Source organism: Streptomyces sp. NPDC086766 (assembly GCF_044746005.1).
Taxonomy (GTDB): Bacteria; Actinomycetota; Actinomycetes; order Streptomycetales; family Streptomycetaceae; genus Streptomyces.
The window spans coordinates 200298-223079 of the sequence record NZ_JBIVBI010000012.1; the positions used below are offsets into that span (position 1 = coordinate 200298).

General features: G+C 74.5%; 22 protein-coding genes. 10 read left to right on the plus strand and 12 right to left on the minus strand.

The window, feature by feature from the left end:
- The first annotated feature begins 22 nt into the window (after positions 1 to 22).
- On the plus strand, positions 23 to 457 hold the full coding sequence (locus tag ACIPM1_RS22825) for an arsenate reductase ArsC (protein WP_402437409.1): 435 nt from the start codon (positions 23 to 25) through the stop codon (positions 455 to 457).
- A gap of 9 nt (positions 458 to 466) precedes the next feature.
- Here the strand turns inward: ACIPM1_RS22825 and ACIPM1_RS22830 are convergent, their stop codons facing one another.
- Positions 467 to 1891 (minus strand): DUF418 domain-containing protein, encoded by a 1425-nt coding sequence (locus ACIPM1_RS22830; protein WP_402437411.1) that lies wholly within the window; start codon positions 1889 to 1891, stop codon positions 467 to 469.
- A 197-nt stretch (positions 1892 to 2088) separates the two neighbouring features.
- On the opposite strand from ACIPM1_RS22830, the gene ACIPM1_RS22835 reads away from it, so the two are divergent.
- Both ACIPM1_RS22835 and ACIPM1_RS22840 read left to right on the plus strand, forming a co-directional pair.
- Positions 2089 to 2823 (plus strand): response regulator, encoded by a 735-nt coding sequence (locus tag ACIPM1_RS22835; RefSeq protein WP_402437413.1) that lies wholly within the window; start codon positions 2089 to 2091, stop codon positions 2821 to 2823.
- The gene (locus ACIPM1_RS22840; RefSeq protein WP_402437415.1) at positions 2820 to 3932 is read left to right on the plus strand and encodes a sensor histidine kinase; all 1113 of its coding nucleotides are present in this window, start codon (positions 2820 to 2822) and stop codon (positions 3930 to 3932) included. Before ACIPM1_RS22835 ends, ACIPM1_RS22840 begins: the two co-directional genes overlap by 4 nt.
- A 131-nt stretch (positions 3933 to 4063) precedes the next feature.
- On the opposite strand, the gene ACIPM1_RS22845 is transcribed toward ACIPM1_RS22840, so the two are convergent.
- The 3 genes from ACIPM1_RS22845 to ACIPM1_RS22855 are packed head-to-tail and all read right to left on the minus strand — an operon-like array spanning position 4064 to position 6488.
- Positions 4064 to 4921, minus strand: a complete 858-nt coding sequence (locus ACIPM1_RS22845) for a phosphatase PAP2 family protein (protein WP_402437417.1) — start codon at positions 4919 to 4921, stop codon at positions 4064 to 4066.
- Complete coding sequence (locus tag ACIPM1_RS22850; RefSeq protein ID WP_402437419.1) at positions 4918 to 5823, minus strand: polyphosphate polymerase domain-containing protein; 906 nt, start codon at positions 5821 to 5823, stop codon at positions 4918 to 4920. The genes ACIPM1_RS22845 and ACIPM1_RS22850 overlap by 4 nt, the downstream gene beginning before the upstream one ends.
- Positions 5820 to 6488, minus strand: a complete 669-nt coding sequence (locus ACIPM1_RS22855) for a DUF4956 domain-containing protein (protein ID WP_402437421.1) — start codon at positions 6486 to 6488, stop codon at positions 5820 to 5822. Before ACIPM1_RS22855 ends, ACIPM1_RS22850 begins: the two co-directional genes overlap by 4 nt.
- A gap of 235 nt (positions 6489 to 6723) precedes the next feature.
- On the opposite strand from ACIPM1_RS22855, the gene ACIPM1_RS22860 reads away from it, so the two are divergent.
- Together ACIPM1_RS22860 and ACIPM1_RS22865 are read left to right on the plus strand one after the other, a co-directional pair.
- Complete coding sequence (locus tag ACIPM1_RS22860) at positions 6724 to 7395, plus strand: response regulator transcription factor (RefSeq protein WP_402437423.1); 672 nt, start codon at positions 6724 to 6726, stop codon at positions 7393 to 7395.
- Positions 7392 to 8762 (plus strand): ATP-binding protein, encoded by a 1371-nt coding sequence (locus ACIPM1_RS22865; RefSeq protein WP_402437425.1) that lies wholly within the window; start codon positions 7392 to 7394, stop codon positions 8760 to 8762. Before ACIPM1_RS22860 ends, ACIPM1_RS22865 begins: the two co-directional genes overlap by 4 nt.
- A 100-nt stretch (positions 8763 to 8862) precedes the next feature.
- Here ACIPM1_RS22865 and ACIPM1_RS22870 read toward each other — a convergent pair whose 3' ends face one another.
- Positions 8863 to 10008, minus strand: a complete 1146-nt coding sequence (locus tag ACIPM1_RS22870) for an MFS transporter (RefSeq protein ID WP_402437516.1) — start codon at positions 10006 to 10008, stop codon at positions 8863 to 8865.
- 239 nt (positions 10009 to 10247) lie between these two features.
- Here ACIPM1_RS22870 and ACIPM1_RS22875 point away from each other — a divergent pair, with 239 nt between their 5' ends.
- On the plus strand, positions 10248 to 10697 hold the full coding sequence (locus tag ACIPM1_RS22875; protein ID WP_402437427.1) for a hypothetical protein: 450 nt from the start codon (positions 10248 to 10250) through the stop codon (positions 10695 to 10697).
- A 221-nt stretch (positions 10698 to 10918) separates the two neighbouring features.
- A complete protein-coding gene (locus ACIPM1_RS22880; RefSeq protein WP_402437429.1) occupies positions 10919 to 12736 on the plus strand; it encodes a phosphatidylglycerol lysyltransferase domain-containing protein in 1818 nt (605 codons plus the stop codon).
- Positions 12737 to 12922: 186 nt separating this feature from the next.
- On the opposite strand, the gene ACIPM1_RS22885 is transcribed toward ACIPM1_RS22880, so the two are convergent.
- The 6 genes from ACIPM1_RS22885 to ACIPM1_RS22910 form a co-directional block, all read right to left on the minus strand.
- Positions 12923 to 14326: an ArgE/DapE family deacylase gene (locus ACIPM1_RS22885; protein ID WP_402437431.1), complete on the minus strand. Its 1404-nt coding sequence runs from the start codon at positions 14324 to 14326 to the stop codon at positions 12923 to 12925.
- 195 nt (positions 14327 to 14521) lie between these two features.
- A complete protein-coding gene (locus ACIPM1_RS22890) occupies positions 14522 to 15997 on the minus strand; it encodes an ATP-binding protein (RefSeq protein WP_402437433.1) in 1476 nt (491 codons plus the stop codon).
- A complete protein-coding gene (locus tag ACIPM1_RS22895; RefSeq protein WP_402437518.1) occupies positions 15998 to 16711 on the minus strand; it encodes a response regulator transcription factor in 714 nt (237 codons plus the stop codon).
- A 201-nt stretch (positions 16712 to 16912) separates the two neighbouring features.
- Positions 16913 to 17593 (minus strand): CE1759 family FMN reductase, encoded by a 681-nt coding sequence (locus tag ACIPM1_RS22900; protein WP_402437435.1) that lies wholly within the window; start codon positions 17591 to 17593, stop codon positions 16913 to 16915.
- Positions 17590 to 18681 (minus strand): LLM class flavin-dependent oxidoreductase, encoded by a 1092-nt coding sequence (locus ACIPM1_RS22905; protein ID WP_402437437.1) that lies wholly within the window; start codon positions 18679 to 18681, stop codon positions 17590 to 17592. Before ACIPM1_RS22905 ends, ACIPM1_RS22900 begins: the two co-directional genes overlap by 4 nt.
- A 33-nt stretch (positions 18682 to 18714) precedes the next feature.
- The gene (locus ACIPM1_RS22910; protein ID WP_402437438.1) at positions 18715 to 20040 is read right to left on the minus strand and encodes an MFS transporter; all 1326 of its coding nucleotides are present in this window, start codon (positions 20038 to 20040) and stop codon (positions 18715 to 18717) included.
- A gap of 78 nt (positions 20041 to 20118) precedes the next feature.
- Here ACIPM1_RS22910 and ACIPM1_RS22915 point away from each other — a divergent pair, with 78 nt between their 5' ends.
- The 3 genes from ACIPM1_RS22915 to ACIPM1_RS22925 all read left to right on the plus strand — a co-directional run bounded on the left by ACIPM1_RS22915 (position 20119) and on the right by ACIPM1_RS22925 (position 21484).
- Positions 20119 to 20457 (plus strand): YnfA family protein, encoded by a 339-nt coding sequence (locus ACIPM1_RS22915; RefSeq protein WP_356187318.1) that lies wholly within the window; start codon positions 20119 to 20121, stop codon positions 20455 to 20457.
- A 98-nt stretch (positions 20458 to 20555) separates the two neighbouring features.
- Entirely contained in the window at positions 20556 to 21335 is a 780-nt protein-coding gene (locus ACIPM1_RS22920; protein ID WP_402437441.1) for an SDR family NAD(P)-dependent oxidoreductase, read from the plus strand.
- Positions 21332 to 21484 (plus strand): hypothetical protein, encoded by a 153-nt coding sequence (locus tag ACIPM1_RS22925; protein WP_402437443.1) that lies wholly within the window; start codon positions 21332 to 21334, stop codon positions 21482 to 21484. The genes ACIPM1_RS22920 and ACIPM1_RS22925 overlap by 4 nt, the downstream gene beginning before the upstream one ends.
- A 72-nt stretch (positions 21485 to 21556) precedes the next feature.
- On the opposite strand, the gene ACIPM1_RS22930 is transcribed toward ACIPM1_RS22925, so the two are convergent.
- Positions 21557 to 22750: an RtcB family protein gene (locus tag ACIPM1_RS22930; protein WP_402437445.1), complete on the minus strand. Its 1194-nt coding sequence runs from the start codon at positions 22748 to 22750 to the stop codon at positions 21557 to 21559.
- Positions 22751 to 22782 lie beyond the last annotated feature (32 nt).

Sequence of the window (22782 nt, forward strand, 5' to 3'; positions counted from 1 at the left end):
CACCGACCCGAAGGAACACCCCATGGCCTCCCGCCCGCTCGCCTCCGTGCTGTTCGTCTGCGTCCACAACGCCGGGCGTTCGCAGATGGCCGCCGGCTTCCTCTCCCACCTCGCGGGCGACCGGATCGAGGTCCGCTCCGCCGGTTCCGCCCCCGGCGACCAGGTCAACCCGGCCGCGGTCGAGGCGATGCGCGAGGCCGGCATCGACATCTCCGCGGCCAGGCCGAAGATCCTCACCGCCGAGGCCGTCCAGGCGTCCGACTACGTCATCACCATGGGCTGCGGTGACGCCTGCCCGGTCTTCCCGGGCAAGGAGTACCTCGACTGGGCCCTGGCGGACCCGGCCGGCAAGGGCGTGGAGTCCGTGCGTCCCATCCGCGACGAGATCCGGAAGCGGGTCGAGGCCCTGATCGCCGAGATCGACGCCGGGCGGGAGGACGCGGCCCCCTCCCTCTGACGTGCCGCTCTATCTGACGTGCCGCGCGGGCCCGGTGGCGAGGTGGAGCAGGTGTTCCAGGGGGCCGCGGCGGAATCGGCGGGTCCATGCGGTCGCCAGGAGCGTCGCCGACGCGATGAAGGCGAGCAGGACCGGCAGCGCCGACATGGTGTCGGTGCCGACCGCCTTCACGTGCCAGACGTCGGCGAAGAACCAGAGGGCGACGATGTGCAGGACGTACGTGGTCAGGGCCATCGTGCCGACCGCCGTGACCGGTCCGGCCAGGGCCGTGAGTCGCGGCATCCGGTCGGCCACGGTCAGGCACGCCGCCGTCACCAGGAGAGCGACGCCCGTGTTGCCGAGGACGGAGAAGGTCGTCTGGCTGTGCGGCGCCGCCACCAGCAGCCAGGCGAGCGGGGTGTGGGTCTCGGGTTCGCCCACGGTGTCGGACCACCAGGCGGACGACGCCGAGCCGGCGCCCGTGGCGGCCGCGACGGTGGACAGGGCGTGCGGCACCAGGCGCAGGGCCAGCCAGGAACCGCCGTAGCCGAGCAGGGCGAGCGTGCCGCCCGCGAGGGCCAGCCGGGACCGTACGCCCGGCCGCGTGAGGTCGAGCCGGGCCACCGCCATCCCCGCGACCAGGAACGGCATCCACGTGAGCACCGGGTACTCCCCGGTGAAGAGGAGTTCCAGGACGCCGTCCGTGCCGCTGATCCGGGCCAGCGGGTCCCAGGCGGTGACGGCGTCCGCCCAGCCCCCCGTCTCGATCGCCCCTCGGATCGCGTGGAGCGAGAGGGGCATGACCAGCGCGCCCGCGGCGGCGATCAGCGCGAGCGTCCGTGCGCGCAGCCGGTACAGCGGGAGCACGGCCACGAAGAGCACCGCGTAGAAGCTGAGGATCACGGCCACGTCGGTGCCCAGGGCCGTCAGGGCGTAGCCGAGCACCATCAGGACGGCGGACCGGATCACGACCCTCGCCACGGCCTGGCGGCCGGAGCGCCCGGTGCGCGGACGCGGCCGGCCGGTGATGATGACCAGCGAGAAGCCGGCGAGCACGGCGAAGAGCGCGGAGGAGCGTCCGCGGGCCGCCTCCATCAGGAAGCCCACCGGGCCGCCGACCGTCACATCGGGGCCGACGTGGGCGGCGTACATGCCGAAGACGGCGAGCCCACGGGCCAGGTCGATGCCGACGAGCCGCCCGGTGGACGTGGACGGCGGGTCGGAGGGAGGGGAGGAGCGGTTCCCCGCGCGCTCGCTCGGAGTCTCGGGGGGCTTGTCCAGCGGCTTGCTCACCGTCTGGCTGAGCGGCCTGCTCAGCGGCTTGCCCACCGCCTTGCTCGGCGGCCTGCCCCGCGCCTGGTCCACCGTCTTGCTCGGCGGCTTGCTCGGCGGCTCGTGCGTCGGATTGCTCGGCGGCTCGTGCGTCGGCGCGGGCGAGGGTGCGTTCGGCGTCATGCTCCGAGGTATGACCGGCGGACCGCCCCCGGCCACCGGGGCGGGTTTCCGAAGGCACCCCGCCGGTCGGCCGGACTCACCCCGGCCGACCGGCTGGGACCACCCCGCCAACCGGTGGGAATCGCGCACGGCCCACCGATCGGCCGGCGTCCGGGGGGTACGGATCGACCGGCGGCCCTGCGACGAGTGGAGCGCACGTGATCCGGGTCCTGGTGGTGGACGACGAAGCCCTGATCCGCAGGGGCTTCACCCACATCCTCAACGCGGCGGACGGCATCGAGGTCGTGGGCGCGGTTCCGGGCGGCCGGGCCGTCCCCACGGTGCGGGAGCTGCGGCCCGACGTCGTCCTGCTGGACATCCGGATGCCGGACGTGGACGGGCTCACCGTCCTGGCCGAGCTCCGCCGTCTGCGGGAGCCGCCGGTGGTGGCCATGCTCACCACCTTCGACACCGACGAGTACGTCGCCTCCGCGCTGCGCTCGGGCGCCGCCGGATTCCTGCTCAAGGACACCGACCCCGAGCATCTGCCCCATCTCGTGCGCACGCTGGCCGAGGGCGGCCCCGTGCTGTCGTCCAAGGTCGCCCGGACCGTGGTGAACGGCTACCTCGACACCGATGTCCGCGAGCCGTCCGCCGTCCGCCTCACCGACCGGCTGACCGAGCGCGAGCGCGCCGTGCTCGTGCTGATGGCGGAGGGGCTGGCCAACAACGACATCGGCGACCGGCTGCATCTGAGCACGGGCACCGTGAAAGGCCACGTCAGCGCGGTGTTCGGCAAGCTGCGGGTCGGCAGCCGGGTCCAGGCGGCGCTGATCGCCGAGCGAGCGGGCCTCCTGGTCCGGCCCCAGGACGAGGCCGACGGCGCGGGCGAGGGTGGAGGGGCAGGCGCAGGGGCAGGGGCAGGGGCAGGCGAGGGGAAGGACGCCGGATGAGGGCCCGCAGACCGCCCGCCCCGCTGGTGGACGTCGCGCTCGTCGGGGTCTCGCTGGCCGACGCGTGGGTGCACGTCGACGCCGCGGACCGGGCGGCGCTGGCCGTGTCGCTGCTGGCCGCCTTCGCGCTGCTGCTGCGGCGCCGGCTGCCGCTGACCACCTTCGCGCTCACCCTCCCCACCGCCATGATCTCCGACGCGGCGGTCGCCACCACGGCCGCGCTGTACACCCTGGCCTCGCTCAGCCGCCACCGCGTGCTGCTGGCCGGCTGCGCGCTGCTCTTCGCCGCCGGCGACTTCCTGCCCTGGCCGTGGTCGACCGTGCGGGCCACCGAGTTCACCCAGAGCGGCAACCTCTTCCACCTCAGCTACACGCTGGCCACCGCGGCCGCCCCCGTCTTCCTGGGCCAGCTCGTACAGGCCCGGCGCGACCTGTCGCTGCGGCTCACCGAGATCTCCGAGGCCCGCGAGCACGAGAAACTGCTGACCGCTCAGAGCGTCCTCGCGAAGGAACGCGCGCAGCTCGCCCGCGAGATGCACGACGTGGTCTCCCACCAGGTCAGCCTGATCGCCGTCCAGGCCGGAGCGCTCCAGGTGGGCAGCGGCGACCCCGAGACGAGGGAGGCCGCGGCCACGATCCGCCGGCTCAGCGTGCAGACCCTCGACGAGCTGCGGCACATGGTCAGCGTGCTGCGCGCCTCCGGCAGCCGTCCCACCGAACTCACCCCCCAGCCCTCCCTCGCCGACCTGCGGCGCCTGGTGGAGACCAGCGGTATCGAGGCGAAACTGGAGTCCGGGCTCCCGGCGGACCTCCCGCCCACCATCCAGCGCGCCGTCTACCGGACCGTCCAGGAGGCCCTGACGAACGTCCGCAAGCACGCGCCCGGCGCCACGGCCACCGTCCGCATCGACCACAGGGGCCGCACCGTCCACACCACGATCACCAACACCGCCCCCACCCGCCACGCACTCGCCCTGCCCAGCGCCCAGTACGGTCTCGCCGGCCTGCGCCAGCGCGCCGAACTCCTCGGCGGGGCCGTCACCTCCGGCCCGACGCCCGACGGCGGATACGCCCTGCACCTGGAACTGCCCGACGAGCCGCGTCGGTGAGCGGCCGGGCAGGCCGGGCACACCGCGGCGGCCCGGCCCCGGGTGGGGACGGGCCGCCGGTTCGTGGAGGGCGGGCAGCCGGTTCACGGAGGCCGGACAGCCGGTGTCCGCCGGTCCGTGGGGGCGGGTGGTCAGTGGCCGCTGACCATGAGTTCGTAGTCGCCGATCAGGTCGCCGAGCAGGGTGCCGGCGGTCAGGTCGCTGGTGACGTGGCCGGCCATGTAGAGGCGGGAGTAGAGGACCTCGGCGCGCATCCACGCGTACTCCGGGGCGCGGTGCGGGGACAGGGCGCTGAGGAAGGTGACCGCGGCGGCGGCGCGGGTGGCGTGACGGGAGGGGTAGGAGTACGGGCCCTTGGCGCCGGGCTGGATGTGCTTCTCGGGGCGCAGGGTCGGGTCGAGGACGAAGGGGGCGGGCTGCTTGTCCTTGGCGGCGAGCTGGTCGCTGATCGTCTTGCCCAGCTTCAGGGCGGCCTTGAGCTCGGCCTTCTCGGCCGTGCCCTGCGGGGCGGGGATCAGTTCGCGCTGGTCGTGGAGGTAGAGCTTCCAGATGTCCTTCTTGCCGTAGGCCTCCAGCCAGGTGGCCGCCTTCTTCCCGGCGGCCGTCCGGGTCTTGGCGAGCTGCTGGACCTGGTGGAGTTCGGCGGTGCGGGCGCTCGCGGCGGGCGGCGCGGGGACCTGGCGCGCGGCCCAGGCGGCGAACGCCGTGTCGTCGCGGGCGGTGCCGTGCTGGGCCTTCCAGTGCGCGAAGAGGGCGTCGGCCTTCTTGCGCTGGGCCTCGGCCAGCTTGCCGATGGCGGCGATCTCGGCGTCGGTGAACAGCTCGGGGGGCGGGTTCTGCTTGATCCGCGCCGTCGCGCCGGGCTTCTTCTTGCCGGTGGCCGCGCCGGCCGGGATCAGCTGGGGCCGCAGCAGGCCGACGGTGGCGGCCGCGACGGCGAGCAGGGCGATGAGGGCGTACGGCCACTTGATGCTGCGCAGGGCGTTCATGCGGCGGTGGACCTTTCGGTGGGGGAACCCGGTCGGAAGTGGGTGCGGGCGAGGCGGCGTACGTCGTTGTCGGGCAGGCCCGGGGTGAGCAGGGACTGGCCCACGATGTACTTGCTGAGGGACACGGGCCGGGCGCCGAGGCCCAGCAGCAGCCGGTCGGCGGGGGCGGGCCGGGCGGTGCCCTTGGTCTCGACGAGGACGACGTCCGGGGCGAGGCCGGCCGTGCGGGCGTCCCGATGGCAGCTGAGGCCGCCGTCCAGGGTGACGCGGGTGCCGAGGCGCAGGTCGGCGAGGGCCACGCGGACGTAGCGGATCTCGGCGGCCGGGGCCAGGTCGGCGGTGGTGACGGGGATCCCGGCGCGCCGCAGGACGTCGTCGACGAACTCGGCCGACGGCGCGTCGAGCCGGCCGTAAGACCGCGCGGTGGCGCGCAGCGCGTGCTTGACGGTGGCGCCGCGGCCGTCCTTGGTCTTCACCTCCACCCGGCACAGTCCGTCCTCCGCGTACAGGCGGGTGCGGACCTTCCAGCGCCGGCGGCGGCCCTGCACATGGGCGTGCCAGGCGCCCAGCCGCGGGGTGTCGAAGTAGGTGCTCAGGTACGTCGTCGTACGGCGGCCGTCCAGGTCGAGGACGCGGTGGCTGTCCGCGAGGCGGTCGACGAAGGCGCGGGCGCTCTCGAGCGGGACGAGGTACTTGCGGTCGGTGCGGTGCTGGAGGGCGGCGGCCGCGTCGACCTCGGCGAGCGTGGCACCGGGGAGCCGGACGAGGCCGAGGGCGGCGGCGAGGGAGGTGGAGACGGAGGAGGACAGGGACGAGGAGGGGTCCGCGGCGGGGCCGGAGGCCAGATCGGCGGAGGCGCCGGAGGAGGGGCCGCCGGAGGTGACGGTGGCGCCCGGCGTCACAGGGCGGTCCCGGAGTCCGCGGCGGCGGCGAGTTCCGGTTCCGTCGGCGCCGGCCCGGTCTGCTCGGTGACGGGGTAGCGGGCGGAGACCCGGGTGGTCTCGCGGACGTAGTCGACCTCGTCGACGGCCACGGAGAGGGGGGCCTGCCCGAAGCGGAGGGCGACGTCCTGGGCGATCAGGTCGGGGGTCGGGTAGATGCGGTCGAGGGTGAGCCTGACCGTGCGGGTGCGGGTCTCCGTCCCCGGGGCGTCGACCAGCAGCACGGCGAGCAGGACCGCCGCGACCAGGGCGATGACCAGCCAGTGCTGCCGTTGCGGCAGCCCGGTGCACAGGGCGACGACCAGGGTCACGAAGGTGTAGGCGACGTCCCGGAGGGTGAACGCCGCACTGCGCAGCCGGACCAGGGAGAGAATGCCGAACAGGCCGAAGCCGACCCCGGCCGGGAACTTGCCGGAGCTGATCGTGCTCATCGCGGCGAACAGGCCGAGGTTCAGCGCGACCAGGACGAGCGGGATTCCGGGCGCGCTGCCGCGACGCCGGTGAAGTCCGCCGACCAGGATCATCAGCGCGACGACGTCGAGGCCGCCGCGGGTGATCAGGTCGGCGGGGGCGATGTGGTCGGTGATGCCCTTGGCGGAGAGCAGCACCGGTATCGCTGTGTGCATGAAGGTCCCTTCTCCGGCGGCGCGTCGGACGGCGGACCGGCTCCCGGCCCACGGAGCACCGCGGCGTGAAGAACGCTAGGGACGACGCATGAACAGACCATGAAGGCTTGAGGGCCCTGCTCCCGTCCCGGTGCCCGGACCGCCCGGACCGCCCGAGCGTGGAACCGGCCGGTGGACCGGCGTCCCGGCCGGGGGCCCGGCGGGTGCCGTCCGCGCGAGGGCTAGCCTGGCGGCCATGCACTGCCTGGTCGTCGACGACGAGTCCCGCCTGACCGACCTGGTCGTCCGCTACCTGGGCGAGTCCGGCCACACCGCCGAGGGCCGCTACGACGGTCCCGCCGGCCTGGCCGCCGCGCGCGACCCGCGGGTCGACGCCGTGGTCCTGGACGTGATGCTGCCGGGCCTGGACGGCGTGGAGGTGTGCCGGACCCTGCGCGACGAGGGCGTCGACGTCCCCATCGTCCTGCTGACCGCGCGCGGGGCGATCAGCGAGCGGGTGGCCGGGCTGGACGCCGGCGCCGACGACTACCTCGTGAAGCCCTTCGCGATGGAGGAGCTGCTCGCCCGGCTGCGCGCGATATCCCGGCGCCGCCCCGACGCCGCCGGCCGCCTCCGGGTCGGCGACCTCGTGCTCGACCCGGAGCAGCAGCGCGCATGGCGGGCGGACACCGAACTCGACCTGTCCCGCCGGGAGTTCGCCGTACTGCGCGTGCTCATGGAGAACGCCGGCCGGGTGGTCTCCCGCCTCCAGCTGCTCGACGAGGTCTGGGACGGCGAGACCGACCTGCGCAGCAACGCCATAGACGTCCACGTCTCCAAGGTGCGCGCCAAGGTCGACCGGGCCTTCGGCCGTACGACGATCACCACCCTGCGCGGACGCGGCTACCGCCTGGAGACCGCGCCGTGACCAGGCCCGGTCTGCGGGCGCGCGCCCAGCGGCTGCCCGTGGTCACCCGCCTGGTGCTGGCCGTGGCCGTCACCATGTCCCTCGTCCTGACGGGGACGGCGGGCCTGGTGTACTGGCGGGTCCAGACCGCCCTGGACCAGCAGCTCGACGACGACCTGGCCACGTACCAGCACACCCTCGACCGGGCCGTACGCGCGGGCGCCGCGCTCCCGCCCGGCCCCAGCGGCAGCCTCCACCAGGTCCTCGACGCCCGGGGGCGGATCCTGGACGCCGACCCCGCCGTACGCGGCAGGCCGCTGCTCACCGCCGCCGAACGCGGCGCCGCCGCGCGCGGGCACACGGTCCGGCGCGACGTCGGCTCGCTGCTGCCGATCACCGCCGACACCCTGCGGGTCCAGGCCGCGCGGGTCACCGCCGGCGGCCACGTGCGCCTGGTGGTCGCCGCGGTGCGGCGCGGCCACCGCGACGAGGCGCTGCGCGAACTGCTGGCCCAGCTCGCCTTCGCCTCGGGCCTGACGCTCATCGCCGCCTCCTACGTCGGCTACCGCACCGCGCGGGCGGCCCTGCGCCCCGTGGAGCGCTACCGGCGCGGCGCGGCCAAGCTGGCCGACGGCGGCCAGGACCTGCGCCTGGACGTGCCCGCCGACCGCGACGACGAGATCACCCGGCTCGGCCACACCCTCAACCGGATGCTCGACCGGCTGGCCGCCTCCGCCGCCCGGGAGCACCAGTTCATCGCGGACGCCAGCCACGAACTGCGCACCCCGCTCACCCTGATGCGCGCCGAACTCGACGTCGCCCTGCACCGCCCGCGCACCGCCGGGGAGCTGACCGACACCCTGCGCTCCGTCGACACCGAGGTCCGCCGGCTGGTCACTCTGGCCAACACCCTGCTCGACCTGGAACAGCTCGACAGCGGCGAACGCATCCAGCGCTCCCCCGTGGCGCTGGACCGCCTCCTGGACGACGCGTCGGCCCCCTATCGGGCGGCCGCCGGACGGGACGGACGCACCCTCACCGTCACCTGCGACGACGCGACCGTACGGGTCGATCCGCACTGGCTGCATCCGGCCATCGGAACCCTGCTGGACAACGCCCTGCGGCACGGCGCCGGTGCGATCGCCCTGCGCGCGACGGTCCGGGACGGACGGCTGAGCCTGTCCGTCGCCGACGCGGGCTCCGGCTTCCCCGGCGACTTCCTCCCGCACGCCTTCGAGCGCTTCACCCGCGCCGAGACGAGTCGCACCACCCCCGGCACCGGCCTCGGACTCGCCCTCGTCGCCGCCGTCGCCGCCTCCCACGACGGCACCGCCCGCGCCGAGAACACCTCACCGGGCGCGGTCGTCACGCTCGACATCACCTGCTGAGGCCACGGCGTACGACACCTCCCCCGAGGCGACGGCGCGGGGCTCCACCCGCTGACGGCACGTCGTACGGCACCGGCGGCCGACACGACGGCGTACGGCGTCACCCGCTGCGGCGACGGCGTACGAGCCCGATGGCGAGGCCGACCGCGGGGCCGAGGGCGAGCAGCGCCGCGAGGGCCGCGAAGCCGAGGGCCAGGGTGGTCGCCGTGGCGACCGCGGCGACGAGCAACGGGCCGCCCGCGTCGCCGAGCTCGCGGCCGAGTTCGGCGGCGCCCATGGTCCGGCCCAGGCGTTCGGCCGGGGTGGCGGCGGCCAGCGCCGCGAAGCCGAGCGGGGTGATCAGGCCCGCGCCCACGCCGATCAGGGCGGCGCCGGCCAGGATGCCGGGCAGGCCGGGCAGCGTGGCGCAGCCCAGTCCGGCGGCGCCGATCAGCAGTCCGGCGGTGAGACCGGAGCGGGTCGTCAGCCGCCCGGCGTCCAGGGCGCGCCCGGCGCGCGGCTGGGCGACGGCCGCGCAGGCGGCCAGCACCGACACGGCGGCGCCCGTGGCCACCGTGCCCAGCCCGGCCGTCCGGCCCGAGACCGGCAGGAAGCCCACACCGGCCGCGAGGGCGGCGGTCGCGGCGGCCAGCGCGGCGGTCGGGGCGAGGAACGCCGGGTCGGCCAGGCGCCGGGCCAGGTCGAGCCCCGTCTGCCGCGCCCTGGGCAGCGGCGGTACGACGGGCACGGCGAGCGCGGCCCACACCGCGACCGCCGCGCCGAGCACCGCCGTCACCGCGAACAGCAGCCGCAGGCCGCCCGCCCACACGAGCACTCCGCCGAGCAGCGGGCCCAGGGTGTAGCCGACGGACTTGTAGAAGCCGTACGACCCGAAGGCGCGGCCGTGCCGGGCCGCGGGATTGAGACGGGCGACCAGGGCGGAGGCCGCCGGGGAGAAGGCGGAGGCCGCCGCGCCCTGGCCGAGACGGGCGGGCCACAGCCATCCGGGGCTGTCCGCCACCCCGTAGACGGCCGAGGCGGCGGCGAAGGCGACGAGCCCGCCGAGCAGGACCGGGCGGGCGCCGACCCGGTCGGCGAGGGCGCCGAACAGCGGCTTGAGGAGCACCTCGGCGCCGTCGTACAGGGCGAGCAGTCCGCCGAGCACGAGCAGTGAGGTGACCGCGTGCGCGGAGCGGGCGCCGAGGCTGGCGGCGATGCCGTGCGCGCCGAAGGCGGTGGTGAACCCGGCCGCGTACAACGGCGGCATCCGGCCGTCCGGGGCGGTCCGCGCGGTCGTGGGTGTGCTCACTGGTCCTGCTCCGGGCTCGGGTGCCGACCCGTTCGCGGCGGGTCCTGGGTCTGCCCGATCGTGTCGTATCCGCCCCCTTCGGGCCAGGGCGGTGCGGATGGGCGGATCGACGCCCCGCGGGGCCGCCGGTTTTCCTCCGGGGATGTCCCTACGTACTGTAGGGTCCGGCTCGCCATCCATCCGTCGACGGGGGACCCATGCAGGAAGCACGTAGCCCGGGGCCGGGCGCCCCGGCCGGGGAGGACACGGAGGGCGCGCTCGGTCCGACCGTCGCGCTGCTCGTCGTGAGTCTCACCATCGCCGCCGTCGGCGTGTACCAGCTGTGCGGCTTCGGGCTGCACAGCCTCGACCGACGGCCCCACCTGTTCAGCGACGGCTTCGCCACGGCGGGGGTCATCGCGGCGACGGTGGCGGCGGGCGCGGCGGTGGGCAACCTGGCCTGGATCCTGACGGCACCCCGCCGCCGCGCGGCAGCGGGCGGCGGACGGACCGGCGACCGGCCGACCGGCGGGAGACGGACCGGGGACCGGCCCGAGGGGCGGACCGGCGAGCGAGGGGCCGGTGACGCCGGCCCGCGCCGCCCCAGCCCGGGCTGCGCCGAGCCGGAGCCGGGCGAAGTCGACCCCGTGCCCGCTCCGGCCGAGTAACCGTCGCGCTACGCGGGTAGGCCTGCGCGGGGTCTTACCCTGCACGCCCCGGATCCTCACCGATTTTCCTCGGCATCGGCCGCCGACAGTCCGGCGCGCCTCCGTTACCCTACGAGCTGTAGGGTCAGCGACAAGGGCGTGCGGCGGGCCGCGCGTCCGTCCGCCCGCTCCGTCCCCGCCGGTTCGCCGGCCCGCTCCCAGTCCCAAGGTGACGTGTCACCATGCCTGCACAGCAGTCGGTCCCCATCCCCCCGCAGCGCGGCCCCCGCGAATCGGCACGCCCCTGGCCGGGCCCGTGCCTGCGCAGGCGTGCCGCCACCGCCACGGTCTGGTACCTGCGGCTGCTCGCGGTCCTCAACATCGTCGCGGTGCTCTCGCTGCCCTTCCGCGAGGAGGTCCACGAGCACAACGCGGGCGAGTTCTTCACGCCGTACCTGGCCACGGCCGGCCTGGTCTCGGCGGCGCTCGCGCTGTTCCTGGCCGTGGTGATGCGGCGCCGCAAGCGCGCCGCCTGGCTGTCCAACCTGCTGCTCGCCGGGCCCCTCTTCGCGCTCTACGTCCTCGCGCTGACCCAGGAGCGCTACCGCGACCACGTCTTCAACTGGCTCTCCGCCGCGCTCACCGGCCTGTTCGTGGCCGCCCTGCTGATCGGCCGCCGTGAGTTCAACGCCATCGGCGACCGCTCGAACCCCCGGCTCGCCCTCGCCGTGGGCGCCGGCGGACTGCTGGTCAGCGGCGCCCTGGGCACCCTCCTCGTCGACGCCACCAACACGGTGCCCGACGCCTCCCTGACCGACAAGATCGCGTACACGATGCTGCGCGGGGTCAGCGTCGGCCCGCTCGCCGACCGCGTCGCCGCCGTGCACGCCCCCCGCTGGACGGACGTCACGATCAACGTCCTGATGGCGGCGACCTTCGTCCTCGTCCTGTACGCCTGCTTCCGCTCGCCCCGCGGCCTCGCCCTGCTCGGCGCGGAGGACGAGAAGCGGCTGCGCGAGCTGCTCGACCGGCACGGCGACCGGGACTCCCTCGGCTACTTCGCGCTGCGCCGCGACAAGGCCGCGATCTTCTCCCCCACCGGCAAGGCGGCCGTCACCTACCGCGTCGTCAACGGGGTCAGCCTCGCCTCCGGCGACCCCATCGGCGACCCCGAGGCATGGCCCGGCGCCATCGACGCCTGGCTCGCCGAGGCCCGCCGGCACGCCTGGACGCCCGCCGTCATGGGCGCGAGCGAGGAGGCCGGCACGATCTACGCCCGGCACGGCCTGGACGCGCTGGAACTGGGCGACGAGGCCATCGTGGAGGTCGCCGACTTCAGCCTGGAGGGGCGGGCCATGCGGGTCGTGCGGCAGGCGCACAACCGGGTCCGCCGGGCCGGGTACACCGTACGCATCCGCCGCCACGAGGACATCTCCGACGACGAGATGGCGATGCTGGTGGAGCGGGCCGACGCCTGGCGCGACGGCGCCACCGAGCGCGGCTTCTCCATGGCGCTGGGCCGCCTGGGCGACGCGGCCGACGGCCGCTGCGTGATGCTGGAGTGCCGGGACGCCGACGACGTGCCGCGGGCGCTGCTCAGCTTCGTGCCCTGGGGCGAGCAAGGCCTGTCGCTGGACCTGATGCGCCGGGACCGCTCCTGCGAGAACGGCCTGATGGAGTTCATGGTCGTCGAACTGCTGCTGCGCGCCGGGGAGATCGGGGTGCGCCGGGTGTCGCTGAACTTCGCGATGTTCCGCTCGGTCTTCGAGCGCGGTGCCCGTCTCGGCGCCGGTCCGGTGCTGCGGCTGTGGCGGTCGGTGCTCACCTTCTTCTCCCGCTGGTGGCAGATCGAGTCCCTCTACCGCGCCAACGCCAAGTACCGGCCCGTCTGGGAGCCCCGGTTCCTGCTGTTCGCCAAGAGCAGCGACATCCCGCGCATCGGCCTGGCCAGCGCCCGCGCCGAGGGCTTCCTCACCCCGCCGGCCCTGCCGTCCTTCACCCGCCGCAAGGAGTCCCCCGCGCCCGCCCAGGCAGGCGCGGGGGCGGACGGCCGCGGCTGAGGCTCACGCCGCCCGGGCGGACACGGACTCCCCCGTGACCGAGGGGTCACCCCGCCCGGGCGAGCGCTCCCTCCGGGGCACCCCGCTCCGGGACTCCGGCCGTCCCGCAGGCATCGCCCGCCTCGCTCGCCCCCGCTCGCACGGCCTCCTGCGGCCGAGGCGTGACCCGGTCACCTCATCACGTCGTCACCTGGTCCCCACCGTCCGCAGCACCGTCAGCACCAGCGCCCGCGCCACCGCCACCACCTCGCGCACGGACACGTGCTCCCGCTCACTGTGCGCCACCCGCACGTCGCCCGGCCCGAACTGGAGCGTCGGAATCCCCGCCGTCGCGTACAGCCGGAGGTCGCTGCCGTACGGCGCCCCGCGCTCGCGCACCGGCGGGCCCCCGACCGCGTCCGCGTGCGCGCCGCGCACCACGTCCCGCAGCGGGTGCCCCTCCGGCAGCCGCCCGCTGGCGAACTGCCCGCCGGGCCAGCTCACGCTCGCCGGACGGTCCCGCAGCCACGGGTCGGCCGCGCACGCGTCGGCCACGCACCGCTCCAGCTCGGCGCGGGCGTGCGCCGGGTCCTCGCCCAGCCTTACGCCCAGGCGTCCCTCGGCGACCAGCAGGTCCGGCACGCTGCTCGCCCAGTCGCCCGCGCGCAGCGTGCCGACCGACAGCGCGTACGGGATCGGGTACTCCGCCATGAGCGGTGCGGGGTCCGCGTTGCGGGCCCGCTCCAGCTCGGCCAGGGCCCGGTGCAGCGGCAGGTAGGCGTCGATCGCGCTGACCCCCGCGTCCCGCGAGCTGGCGTGCGCCGCCTTACCGGGCACGGTGAGGCGGAAGGTCAGCGCGCCCGCGTTGGCGGTGATCAGCGTGCCGCCGGTGGGCTCGGTGATCACGCACGCGTCCCCGCCGTGGCCGCGGCGCAGCGTGCCGAACGCGCCGAGGCCGCCGTCCTCCTCGCCGACCACGAAGTGCGCGGCGACCCGGCCGCGCAGCCGCACCCCGGCCGCGCGGATCGCCGCCAGCGCGGCGAGGTGCGCGACCAGCCCGGCCTTCATGTCGCAGGCGCCGCGCCCGTGCACCAGGTCCCCGCTCACCCTCGGCACGAACGGGTCGCCGTCCCATGCGGCATGGTCACCGGGCGGTACGACGTCGACGTGCCCCTGGAGGACGAGCACCGGCCCGTCGCCGCCGTCCGGGGTCGTGCCGACCAGGCCCCACGCCTCCTCGCGCGGTGCCTCCGCGCCGGGGAAGCCGGGGTGGGCGCGCAGCGCGGGCAGGTCCATGGACCAGAGGTCGACGTCCATCCCGAGCCGCTCCAGGCGCCCGGCCAAGTGGTGCTGAATCTCCGACTCTGCGGCACTCCCGGTCACACTCGGAATCGCGATGAGCTCCTGCAGCGCCCGGGCCACGGCCGCCTCGTCGACCTCGTCCAGCGCGGCGGCCTCGGCACGACCGAGCCCGGCACGGCCCCGCGCGTCCCCACCCGGCTCCTCGCGGCCCAGGCCGTTCCGGCTCCGGCTCTCCCGGCCCGGCTCCGAGGGGGCCGGGTCCTCCTGGCCCAGGCCCTCGCTGTTCAGCTCGTCGCCGGTGATGGTCATGGGCGCTCCTCGTGGTCGGCCGGTGCCCCCGATCATCGGGCCATCCCGGCCGCCTCGAACAGATGCCTGCGCAGGTGAATGCCCGCGCAAGCCCGTACACACGGAAGTCCGTGCCTGCGGGTGCCGGCGCGAGGGAAAGCCGGCGCGCCCCCGTCCGCCGCCCGGCCCGCCGTCCCCGCCGCACCCCTCCGGGCCTCAGCTCCCCCCGCGTGCCCCGTTCGGGGCGCCGCCGGTGTCGTGATGGCCGCGGTCCCGGTCCCGGTCCACGCCCACCGTGAACCCGATCACGGAACCGCCCCCGTTGCGCCGGAAGGCGAACGGCGCGCCGCCGTGGGCCAGGGCCACCTCCCGCACGATGGACAGGCCGAGGCCGGAGCCGGGCAGGGAGCGGGCGTCGGCGGCGCGGTAGAAGCGGTCGAAGATGCGGATCAGGTCCCCCTCGGAGATGCCCGGCCCACGGTCGAGGACCTCGACGCGGACCGGACCCGGCCGGGCCGGACCGGCCACGCTGATCTCGATGGGCTCCCTGCCGCCGCGGTCGAACTTCGCGGCGTTCTCGACGAGGTTGGACAGCGCGCGCTGGAGCATCGCCGGGCGCCCCTCGGCCGTCGTGTCGCCGCTCGCGCGGACCACGACGGTGCGCCCGGTACGGCGGCGGGCGGCGCCCGCGACGTCCTCCGCGATGTCGGCGAGGTCGACCCGCTGCGGCGGCTCGGTGTCGGACTGCCCGGCGGCGAGGTCGACGAGCTCGTTGACCAGGTCGGTCAGTTCGCGGGCCTCCTGGGTGAGGTCGGCGACCAGTTCCTCGCGGGTGGCGGGCGGGAGTTCGTCGATGCGGCGCAGCAGGGAGATGTTGGTCCGCAGGGAGGTGAGCGGGGTTCGCAGTTCGTGGCCCGCGTCCTGGACCAGCCGCCGCTGGTCCTCCTCGGACTGGGCGAGCCGGCCGAGCATGTGGTCGAAGGAGCGGCCGAGGCGGCCCACCTCGTCGTAGCCCGTGACCGGGACCTCGATGCCGAGCTGCCGGGTGCGGGCGACGTCCTCGGCGGCGGAGGTGAGGATCACCAGCCGGCGCGTGATGCGGCGGGCCAGCCACCAGCCGCACAGGCCTGCGGCGATCACCACGACGCCCATCAGGACGAGGGTGCGCTGCTGGAGGGCCCGCAGCAGGTCCTCGGTGTCGCTGAACTCCTGCGCGACCTGCACGGCGCCGCGCCCGTCGCCGAGCGCCACGGTGGCGATGCGGTAGACGTCCGAGGCGACGACGACGTCCTTGTACTCCGCCGTCCTGCCCTCGGTCCGGCTCGCGGCCAGCGCGCGGTCCTTCGCGGTGACCGGCAGCACGGGGCTGCCGTGGTCGACGATCTGACCGTGCGGGCCGAGCACCTGCACGTCGGTGCGGCTGGGCCGGACGACCTCGTGCCCGGGGCGGGAGGAGGAGAAGTCCTCGGGCGTGCGGTCGTAGCGCCGCACCTCGTCCTGCACGTCCTGCACGACCTGGGTGAACACGGACTGCTGGTCGACCCGCACCAGCCGGGCCGCGGAGCTGTACGACACGATGCCGACGAGGATGGTGACGGCGGCGGTGACCGCGGCGAACGACACCGCGAAGGTGGTGCGCAGCGACGACAGCCGGGGCCGGGGCAGGTCCAGCAGCCGCGCGAGACGGCCCACCTAGTCCTCCCGCAGCACGTAACCCACGCCGCGGACGGTGTGGATCAGCTGCGGCGCGTCCGGCTGGTCGAGCTTGCGGCGCAGATAGCCGACGTACACGGCGAGGTTCTTGGAGCCGGGGCCGAAGTCGTAGCCCCAGATGCGGTCGTAGATGGTCGAGTGGTCGAGGACGATGCCGGCGTTGCGGACCAGCAGTTCCAGCAGTTCGAACTCGGTGCGGGTCAGCTCCAGCTCCCGGTCGCCCCGCCACACGCGGCGGGCCTGCGGGTCCATGCGGATGCCGGCCGCCTCGACCTGCCGCTCGGGCAGCTGCGGTTCCCTCACCGGCGCGTCGCCCGCGGGGGCGCCGCCGCCGTTGGGGCTGGTGCGGCGCAGCAGGGCGCGCAGGCGGGCGAAGACCTCCTCGACGTCGAACGGCTTGACCACGTAGTCGTCGGCGCCCGCGTCCAGACCGGCGATGCGGTCGGCGGTCTCCACGAGGGCGGTGAGCATGAGGATCGGTGTGCGGTCGCCCTCGGCGCGCAGCACCCGGCAGACCTGGAGGCCGTCGATGCCCGGCATCATCACGTCCAGGACGAGGACGTCCGGCGGGGTCCTGTGGGCCTGGGCGAGTGCCTCGACGCCGTCGGCGACCGCCGTCACCGCGTAGCCCTCCAGGGTCAGGGCCCGTTCCAGGGCGTGGCGGATGGCGCGGTCGTCTTCGGCGAGCAGCACAGTCTGAGGCACGCGTCCAGTCTGCCAAGGCCCACGACGCCGTGGCCGGGGCGAACAGGTCTACGATCACCCTTTTTACCCGGCTCTCACCGTCCCGGACGCAACCCGGGGCAAGGCGCCCGCCGTCCTCTCACCGCGCGCCGCGCGGCCCGCGGGACCCCGGTGACCGCGCCTCCGGGCCCCGGCCCGGCCCGGGCCCCGTCACGTCCGCAGGGCCGCGAGCCGCTCCTCGAACGGCACCACCCGGAAGCCACCGGCCTCCTCGGGCGCGGTCCCGGCCGCGGATTCCCGCGCCGCGGCCCCCGCCGGGGCGGCCGCCGGGAGACCGGCCCCGGGACCGGCCGAGGGGCCCGGCGTACCCGGCAGGCCGGTCATCAGCGCGACCAGCTCGCCCGCCGCCCGTTCGATCCGCTCGGGCAGGCCCTCGGCGCCCCAGTCCTCCGAGGCCGCGTAGACGCCGGTCGGGACGACCACCGCCCGCAGATGGGCGAAGAGCGGACGCAGGGCGTGGTCCAGCACCAGCGAGTGGCGGGCCGTACCGCCGGTCGCCGCGATCAGCACCGGCCTGCCCGCCAGGGCGTCCTTGTCCAGCACGTCGAAGAAGGACTTGAACAGTCCGCTGTACGACGCCGCGAACACCGGGGTGACCACGATCAGCCCGTCGGCGGCCGCCACCGCGTCCAGCGCGCCGGCCAGCGCCTTGCCGGGGAAACCACTGGTGAGGTGGTGGGCGATCTCGACGGCGAGGTCCCGCAGCTCGACCACCCGCAGGTCCAGCGCGCCGGCCGGGGCCCGCCGCCGCGCCGCGGCGGCCAGTCGGTCGGCCAGCAGCCGGGTGGAGGACGGGACGCTCAGTCCCGCGGAGACGACGACGAGCTTCATGCGGCGGCCTCCCGCGACGTCCGGTCCGCCAGCAGGGACAGGTGCGTGGGCGCGTCCGGCACGCCCGCCGGGCGGCCCGCCGCGAACTCCTTGCGCAGCACCGGCACGACCTCCTCGCCGAGCATGTCGATCTGCTCCAGCACGGTCTTCAGCGGCAGTCCCGCGTGGTCCATCAGGAACAACTGGCGCTGGTAGTCGCCGGCGTACTCGCGGAAGGACAGGGTCTTCTCGATCACCTGCTGCGGGGAGCCGACGGTCAGCGGGGTCTGGTCGGTGAAGTCCTCCAGGGAGGGCCCGTGACCGTAGACCGGGGCGTTGTCGAAGTAGGGGCGGAACTCGCGCACCGCGTCCTGGGAGTTGCGCCGCATGAACACCTGGCCGCCGAGGCCGACGATCGCCTGCTCGGCCGTGCCGTGCCCGTAGTGGGCGTAGCGGGAGCGGTACAGCTCGATCATCCGCTTGGTGTGGTCGGCGGGCCAGAAGATGTTGTTGTGGAAGAAGCCGTCGCCGTAGTACGCGGCCTGCTCGGCGATCTCCGGGGAGCGGATGGAGCCGTGCCAGACGAACGGGGGTATGCCGTCCAGCGGGCGCGGGGTGGAGGTGAAGCCCTGCAGCGGGGTGCGGAACTTCCCCTCCCAGTCGACCACGTCCTCGCGCCACAGCCGGTGCAGCAGCGCGTAGTTCTCGACGGCGAGGTTGATGCCCTGGCGGATGTCCTGGCCGAACCACGGGTAGACCGGCCCGGTGTTGCCGCGGCCCGTCATCAGGTCGACCCGGCCGTCCGCGAGGTGCTGGAGCATCGCGTAGTCCTCGGCGATCTTCACCGGGTCGTTGGTGGTGATGAGGGTGGTGGAGGTGGACAGGATCAGCCGCTCCGTCCGCGCGGCGATGTAGCCGAGCATCGTGGTCGGCGACGACGGCACGAACGGCGGGTTGTGGTGCTCGCCGGTCGCGAAGACGTCCAGGCCGGCCTCCTCGGCCTTCAGCGCGATGGCGACCATGGCCTTGATGCGCTCGCGCTCGGTCGGCGTACGGCCCGTGGTGGGGTCCGGCGTGACGTCGCCGACGCTGAAGATCCCGAACTGCATGGTCGCTCACCCTCCAGGTTGTTGATTTTTCAACTATATCCCTGCAACGGGTGCCCCACCGGCGGTATTCCCTTCCCCGCCGGTGGGCCGACCGGAGGCTTCGGTGGGCTGACCCGAGGCGTTCGACGCCCGCCCCGAGGCCGGTTCGGACGCCAGCTCGCGCCGCCCCGGCAACAGCAGCGGAGTCGCCAGGAGCAGCAGACCCGCGACACCGATCGCGGTCCGCGGACCGGCCAGAGCGCCCAGCAGGCCCCACAGCGCGGTCAGGGCCGCGACGGTCGCCTTGCCGGTCACCGACCACGCCGACAGCACACGGGCGACCCGGTCCGGGGGCGTCCGCTCCAGCCGGTACGTCGCGAACACCGGGTTGAACACGGCGCAGCAGGTGATCAGCATCAGCTCCACCGCCATCACCAGCGCCAGCCCGGGCACACCCGGCCGGACCAGCACCAGCCCCACCGGCCAGCACGCGCGCAGCACCCCGGCGGCGCGCAGCACCCGGCCCTGCCCGAACCGCGCGACCAGCGGCCGGGCCAGCCGGGAGCCGACCAGACCCCCGAGGCACGGCACCGCGAAGGCCAGCCCGTACTGCCACGGCGCGAACCCCAGCGGGCCGAGCATCAGCACCGCGAGCAGCGGCGAGACCGCCATGATCAGGCCGTTGTTCAGAACCGTGTTGAAGAACAGCGGGCGCAGCACCGGGTGGGAAAGGATGAACCGCCACCCCTGGAGCAGATCGCCCGCCCGCGGCCGCGCCGGTGCCGCCGCGCGCCCGGGGCGCGGCTCCCTCCCGCCGATCGCCCGGATCCCGGCGGCCGACAGCAGAAAGCTGACCGCGTCGGCCCCCACCGTCACCACCGGCCCGAACAGCCCGATCGCCGCGCCCCCGGCCGGCGGCCCGAGGACGCTGGACGTCCAGGTCGTCGACTCGAACCTGCCGTTCGCGGCCAGCAGGTCCTCAGGAGCCACGAGGGTCTTCAGATACGCGCCGCTCGCCGCGCCGAAGGCGATGTCGGCCGCCGCCACGACCACCGACACGACCAGCAGCTGGGCGAAGCCGAGCCCGCCGAACGCGAACGCCACGGGCACGCTGAGCAGCGCCGCGCACCGGACCAGGTCCGTCGCGATCATCACCGGCCGCTTGCGGCGGAACTCCATCCACGGCCCGAGCGGCACCGCCACCACCGCGCCCACCGCCAGGCCCACCGCCGCCAGGAGCGACACCTCGGCCGACCCGGCGTGCAGCACCAGCACCGCGATCATCGGGAAGGCGTCGAAGGCCAGCCACGACCCGAACGTACTGACCCCGTATGCCGCCCACAGCCACCCGAACCGCCGCCCCAGCCCCCGGCTCGCCACCCCGGCCACACCTCCTCCGCATCACGACCACCGGCATCCAAGCAGAAACGGCCGCGGGCTCCGTGCGAGGCTGCCCGCATGCCGATCCTCCGCTCCGCCGCCCTCTTCGCCGTCGCCGCACTGTTCGAGATCGGCGGTGCCTGGCTGGTCTGGCAGGGTGTGCGCGAACACCGCGGCTGGCTGTGGGCCGGCGGCGGCGTCCTCGCCCTCGGCGCGTACGGCTTCGTCGCCACCTTCCAGCCGGACGCCCACTTCGGCCGCGTCCTCGCCGCGTACGGCGGGGTCTTCGTCGCCGGTTCGCTCCTGTGGGGCGCGGTCGCGGACGGCTACCGGCCCGACCGCTGGGACCTCGCGGGCGCCCTGATCTGCCTCGCCGGCATGGCGGTGATCATGTGGGCTCCGCGCGGCGGCAGCTGACCGGCGACCAGCGCGCCGGGGCCGGAAGGCCCACCCGGACGCCCGCCCCCGTCGCCTACCCTGGGCAGCAGGAACCGCCGCAGCCCGAGGAGCAGTCCATGGCCACCGCCGCACCGTCCGCCGCCTCCCGCATCGCCGTCGTCACCGGTGCGAGCAGCGGCATCGGCGCCGCCACGGCCCGGCAGCTCGCCGCGGCCGGCTACCGCGTCGTGCTGACCGCCCGCCGCAAGGACCGCATCGAGGCGCTCGCCGAGGAGATCAAGGCCGCCGGCCACGCGGCGACGGCGTACCAGCTGGACGTCACCGACCGCACCGCGGTCGACGAGTTCGCCACCGCGTTCAAGACGGTCGCCGTCCTGGTCAACAACGCGGGCGGCGCGCTCGGCGCCGACCCGGTCGCCACCGGCGACCCGGCCGACTGGCGCGCGATGTACGAGACGAACGTCCTCGGCACCCTGAACCTCACCCAGGCCCTGCTGCCCAAGCTGGAGGCCGGCGGCGACGGCACCGTCGTCGTGGTGTCCTCCACCGCGGGACACGCCACCTACGAGGGCGGCGCGGGCTACGTCGCCGCCAAGCACGGCGCCCACGTCCTCGCCGAGACCCTCCGCCTGGAGATCCTCGGCACACCCGTCCGCGTCATCGAGATCGCGCCCGGCATGGTGAAGACGGAGGAGTTCGCGCTGACCCGCTTCGGCGGCGACAAGGAGAAGGCGGAGAAGGTCTACGAGGGCGTCGCCGAACCGCTCACCGCCGACGACGTCGCCGAGACCATCACCTGGGCGGTGACCCGCCCCAGCCACGTCAACATCGACCTGCTGATCGTGCGCCCGCGTGCCCAGGCGTCCAACACCAAGGTGTACCGGGAGCGGTCGTGACCGACACCCCCGACCGCGAGGCGGAGCGCGAACGCCTGGCCCTGGAGACCAGGCGCGAACGCCAGGTCTGGTACTACCTCGCCTACTTCCTCTTCGGCATCCACATCGTGGCCTTCGTCATGATCTACGCCGTCCGCCACGCGAAGTAGCCCCAGCCCCCACGAAAGCGACCCGGCCGCACGCGCCGCGCGGCTCCCGGCCGGCGCCGGGAGCCAGGTGCGTCAGCCCTTCACGCACACGACCTGCTTCAGCTTCGCCACGACCTCCACCAGGTCGCGCTGCTGGTCGATGACCTGCTCGATCGGCTTGTAGGCGCCGGGGATCTCGTCGACGACGCCGGAGTCCTTGCGGCACTCCACACCCCGGGTCTGCTCCTCGAGGTCCTTGGTGGAGAAGCGCCGCTTGGCGGCGTTGCGGCTCATGCGCCGACCGGCGCCGTGCGACGCGGAGTTGAAGGACTTGTCGTTGCCGAGGCCCTTCACGATGTACGAGCCGGTGCCCATCGAACCCGGGATGATCCCGTACTCGCCCGAGCCCGCGCGGATCGCGCCCTTGCGGGTGACGAGCAGGTCCATGCCCTCGTACCGCTCACGGCTGACGTAGTTGTGATGGCAGCTCACCTCGGGCTCGAAGGCGACCTTGGCCTTCTTGAACTCCTTGCGGACCACGTCCTTGAGAAGCGCCATCATGATCGACCGGTTGTACCTGGCGTATTCCTGGGCCCAGTAGAGGTCGTGCTCGTACGCGGCCATCTGCGGGGTGTCCGCGACGAAGACCGCGAGGTCACGGTCGACCAGACCCTGGTTGTGCGGGAGCTTCTGCGCGACGCCGATGTGGTGCTCGGCCAGCTCCTTGCCGATGTTCCGGGAACCGGAGTGGAGCATCAGCCAAACGAAACCGGTCGAATCAGTGCAAACTTCAACGAAGTGGTTGCCGCTACCGAGCGTTCCCATCTGCTTTGTCGCCCGTTCCTGACGGAACTTGACCGAGTCGGCCACCCCGTCGAACCGCCCCCAGAAGTCCCCCCACCCCGAGGTGGCGAAGCCGTGGAAGTGGCCCGGGTCCACCGGGCTGTCGTGCATCCCGCGGCCCACCGGGATCGCCTGCTCGATCTTCGAGCGCAGCCGGGAGAGGTCGCCCGGAAGGTCGTTCGCCGTCAGGGAGGTGCGGACCGCGGACATCCCGCAGCCGATGTCGACCCCGACCGCCGCCGGGCACACCGCGCCCCGCATCGCGATCACCGAACCGACCGTTGCGCCCTTGCCGTAGTGGACGTCCGGCATGACCGCGAGGCCCTTGATCCACGGCAGGGTCGCCACGTTCTGGAGCTGCTGCATCGCCGCGCCCTCGACCGTCGCGGGGTCGGCCCACATACGGATGGGCACCTTCGCGCCCGGCATTTCCACGTACGACATATCGTCCTCATTCCCCCGGATGACTACAGAAG

Excerpts from the sequence above, each read along its gene's own strand:
- ACIPM1_RS22825 (WP_402437409.1), top strand. The coding sequence starts at position 23 with ATGGCCTCCCGCCCGCTCGCCTCCGTGCTGTTCGTCTGCGTCCACAAC.
- ACIPM1_RS22880 (WP_402437429.1), top strand. The coding sequence starts at position 10,919 with ATGCCTGCACAGCAGTCGGTCCCCATCCCCCCGCAGCGCGGCCCCCGC.
- ACIPM1_RS22830 (WP_402437411.1), bottom strand. The coding sequence starts at position 1,891 with ATGACGCCGAACGCACCCTCGCCCGCGCCGACGCACGAGCCGCCGAGC.
- ACIPM1_RS22920 (WP_402437441.1), top strand. The coding sequence starts at position 20,556 with ATGGCCACCGCCGCACCGTCCGCCGCCTCCCGCATCGCCGTCGTCACC.
- ACIPM1_RS22915 (WP_356187318.1), top strand. The coding sequence starts at position 20,119 with ATGCCGATCCTCCGCTCCGCCGCCCTCTTCGCCGTCGCCGCACTGTTC.
- ACIPM1_RS22885 (WP_402437431.1), bottom strand. The coding sequence starts at position 14,326 with ATGACCATCACCGGCGACGAGCTGAACAGCGAGGGCCTGGGCCAGGAG.
- ACIPM1_RS22860 (WP_402437423.1), top strand. The coding sequence starts at position 6,724 with ATGCACTGCCTGGTCGTCGACGACGAGTCCCGCCTGACCGACCTGGTC.
- ACIPM1_RS22855 (WP_402437421.1), bottom strand. The coding sequence starts at position 6,488 with ATGCACACAGCGATACCGGTGCTGCTCTCCGCCAAGGGCATCACCGAC.
- ACIPM1_RS22870 (WP_402437516.1), bottom strand. The coding sequence starts at position 10,008 with ATGCCGCCGTTGTACGCGGCCGGGTTCACCACCGCCTTCGGCGCGCAC.
- ACIPM1_RS22840 (WP_402437415.1), top strand. The coding sequence starts at position 2,820 with ATGAGGGCCCGCAGACCGCCCGCCCCGCTGGTGGACGTCGCGCTCGTC.
- ACIPM1_RS22900 (WP_402437435.1), bottom strand. The coding sequence starts at position 17,593 with ATGAAGCTCGTCGTCGTCTCCGCGGGACTGAGCGTCCCGTCCTCCACC.
- ACIPM1_RS22905 (WP_402437437.1), bottom strand. The coding sequence starts at position 18,681 with ATGCAGTTCGGGATCTTCAGCGTCGGCGACGTCACGCCGGACCCCACC.
- ACIPM1_RS22845 (WP_402437417.1), bottom strand. The coding sequence starts at position 4,921 with ATGAACGCCCTGCGCAGCATCAAGTGGCCGTACGCCCTCATCGCCCTG.
- ACIPM1_RS22930 (WP_402437445.1), bottom strand. The coding sequence starts at position 22,750 with ATGTCGTACGTGGAAATGCCGGGCGCGAAGGTGCCCATCCGTATGTGG.
- ACIPM1_RS22875 (WP_402437427.1), top strand. The coding sequence starts at position 10,248 with ATGCAGGAAGCACGTAGCCCGGGGCCGGGCGCCCCGGCCGGGGAGGAC.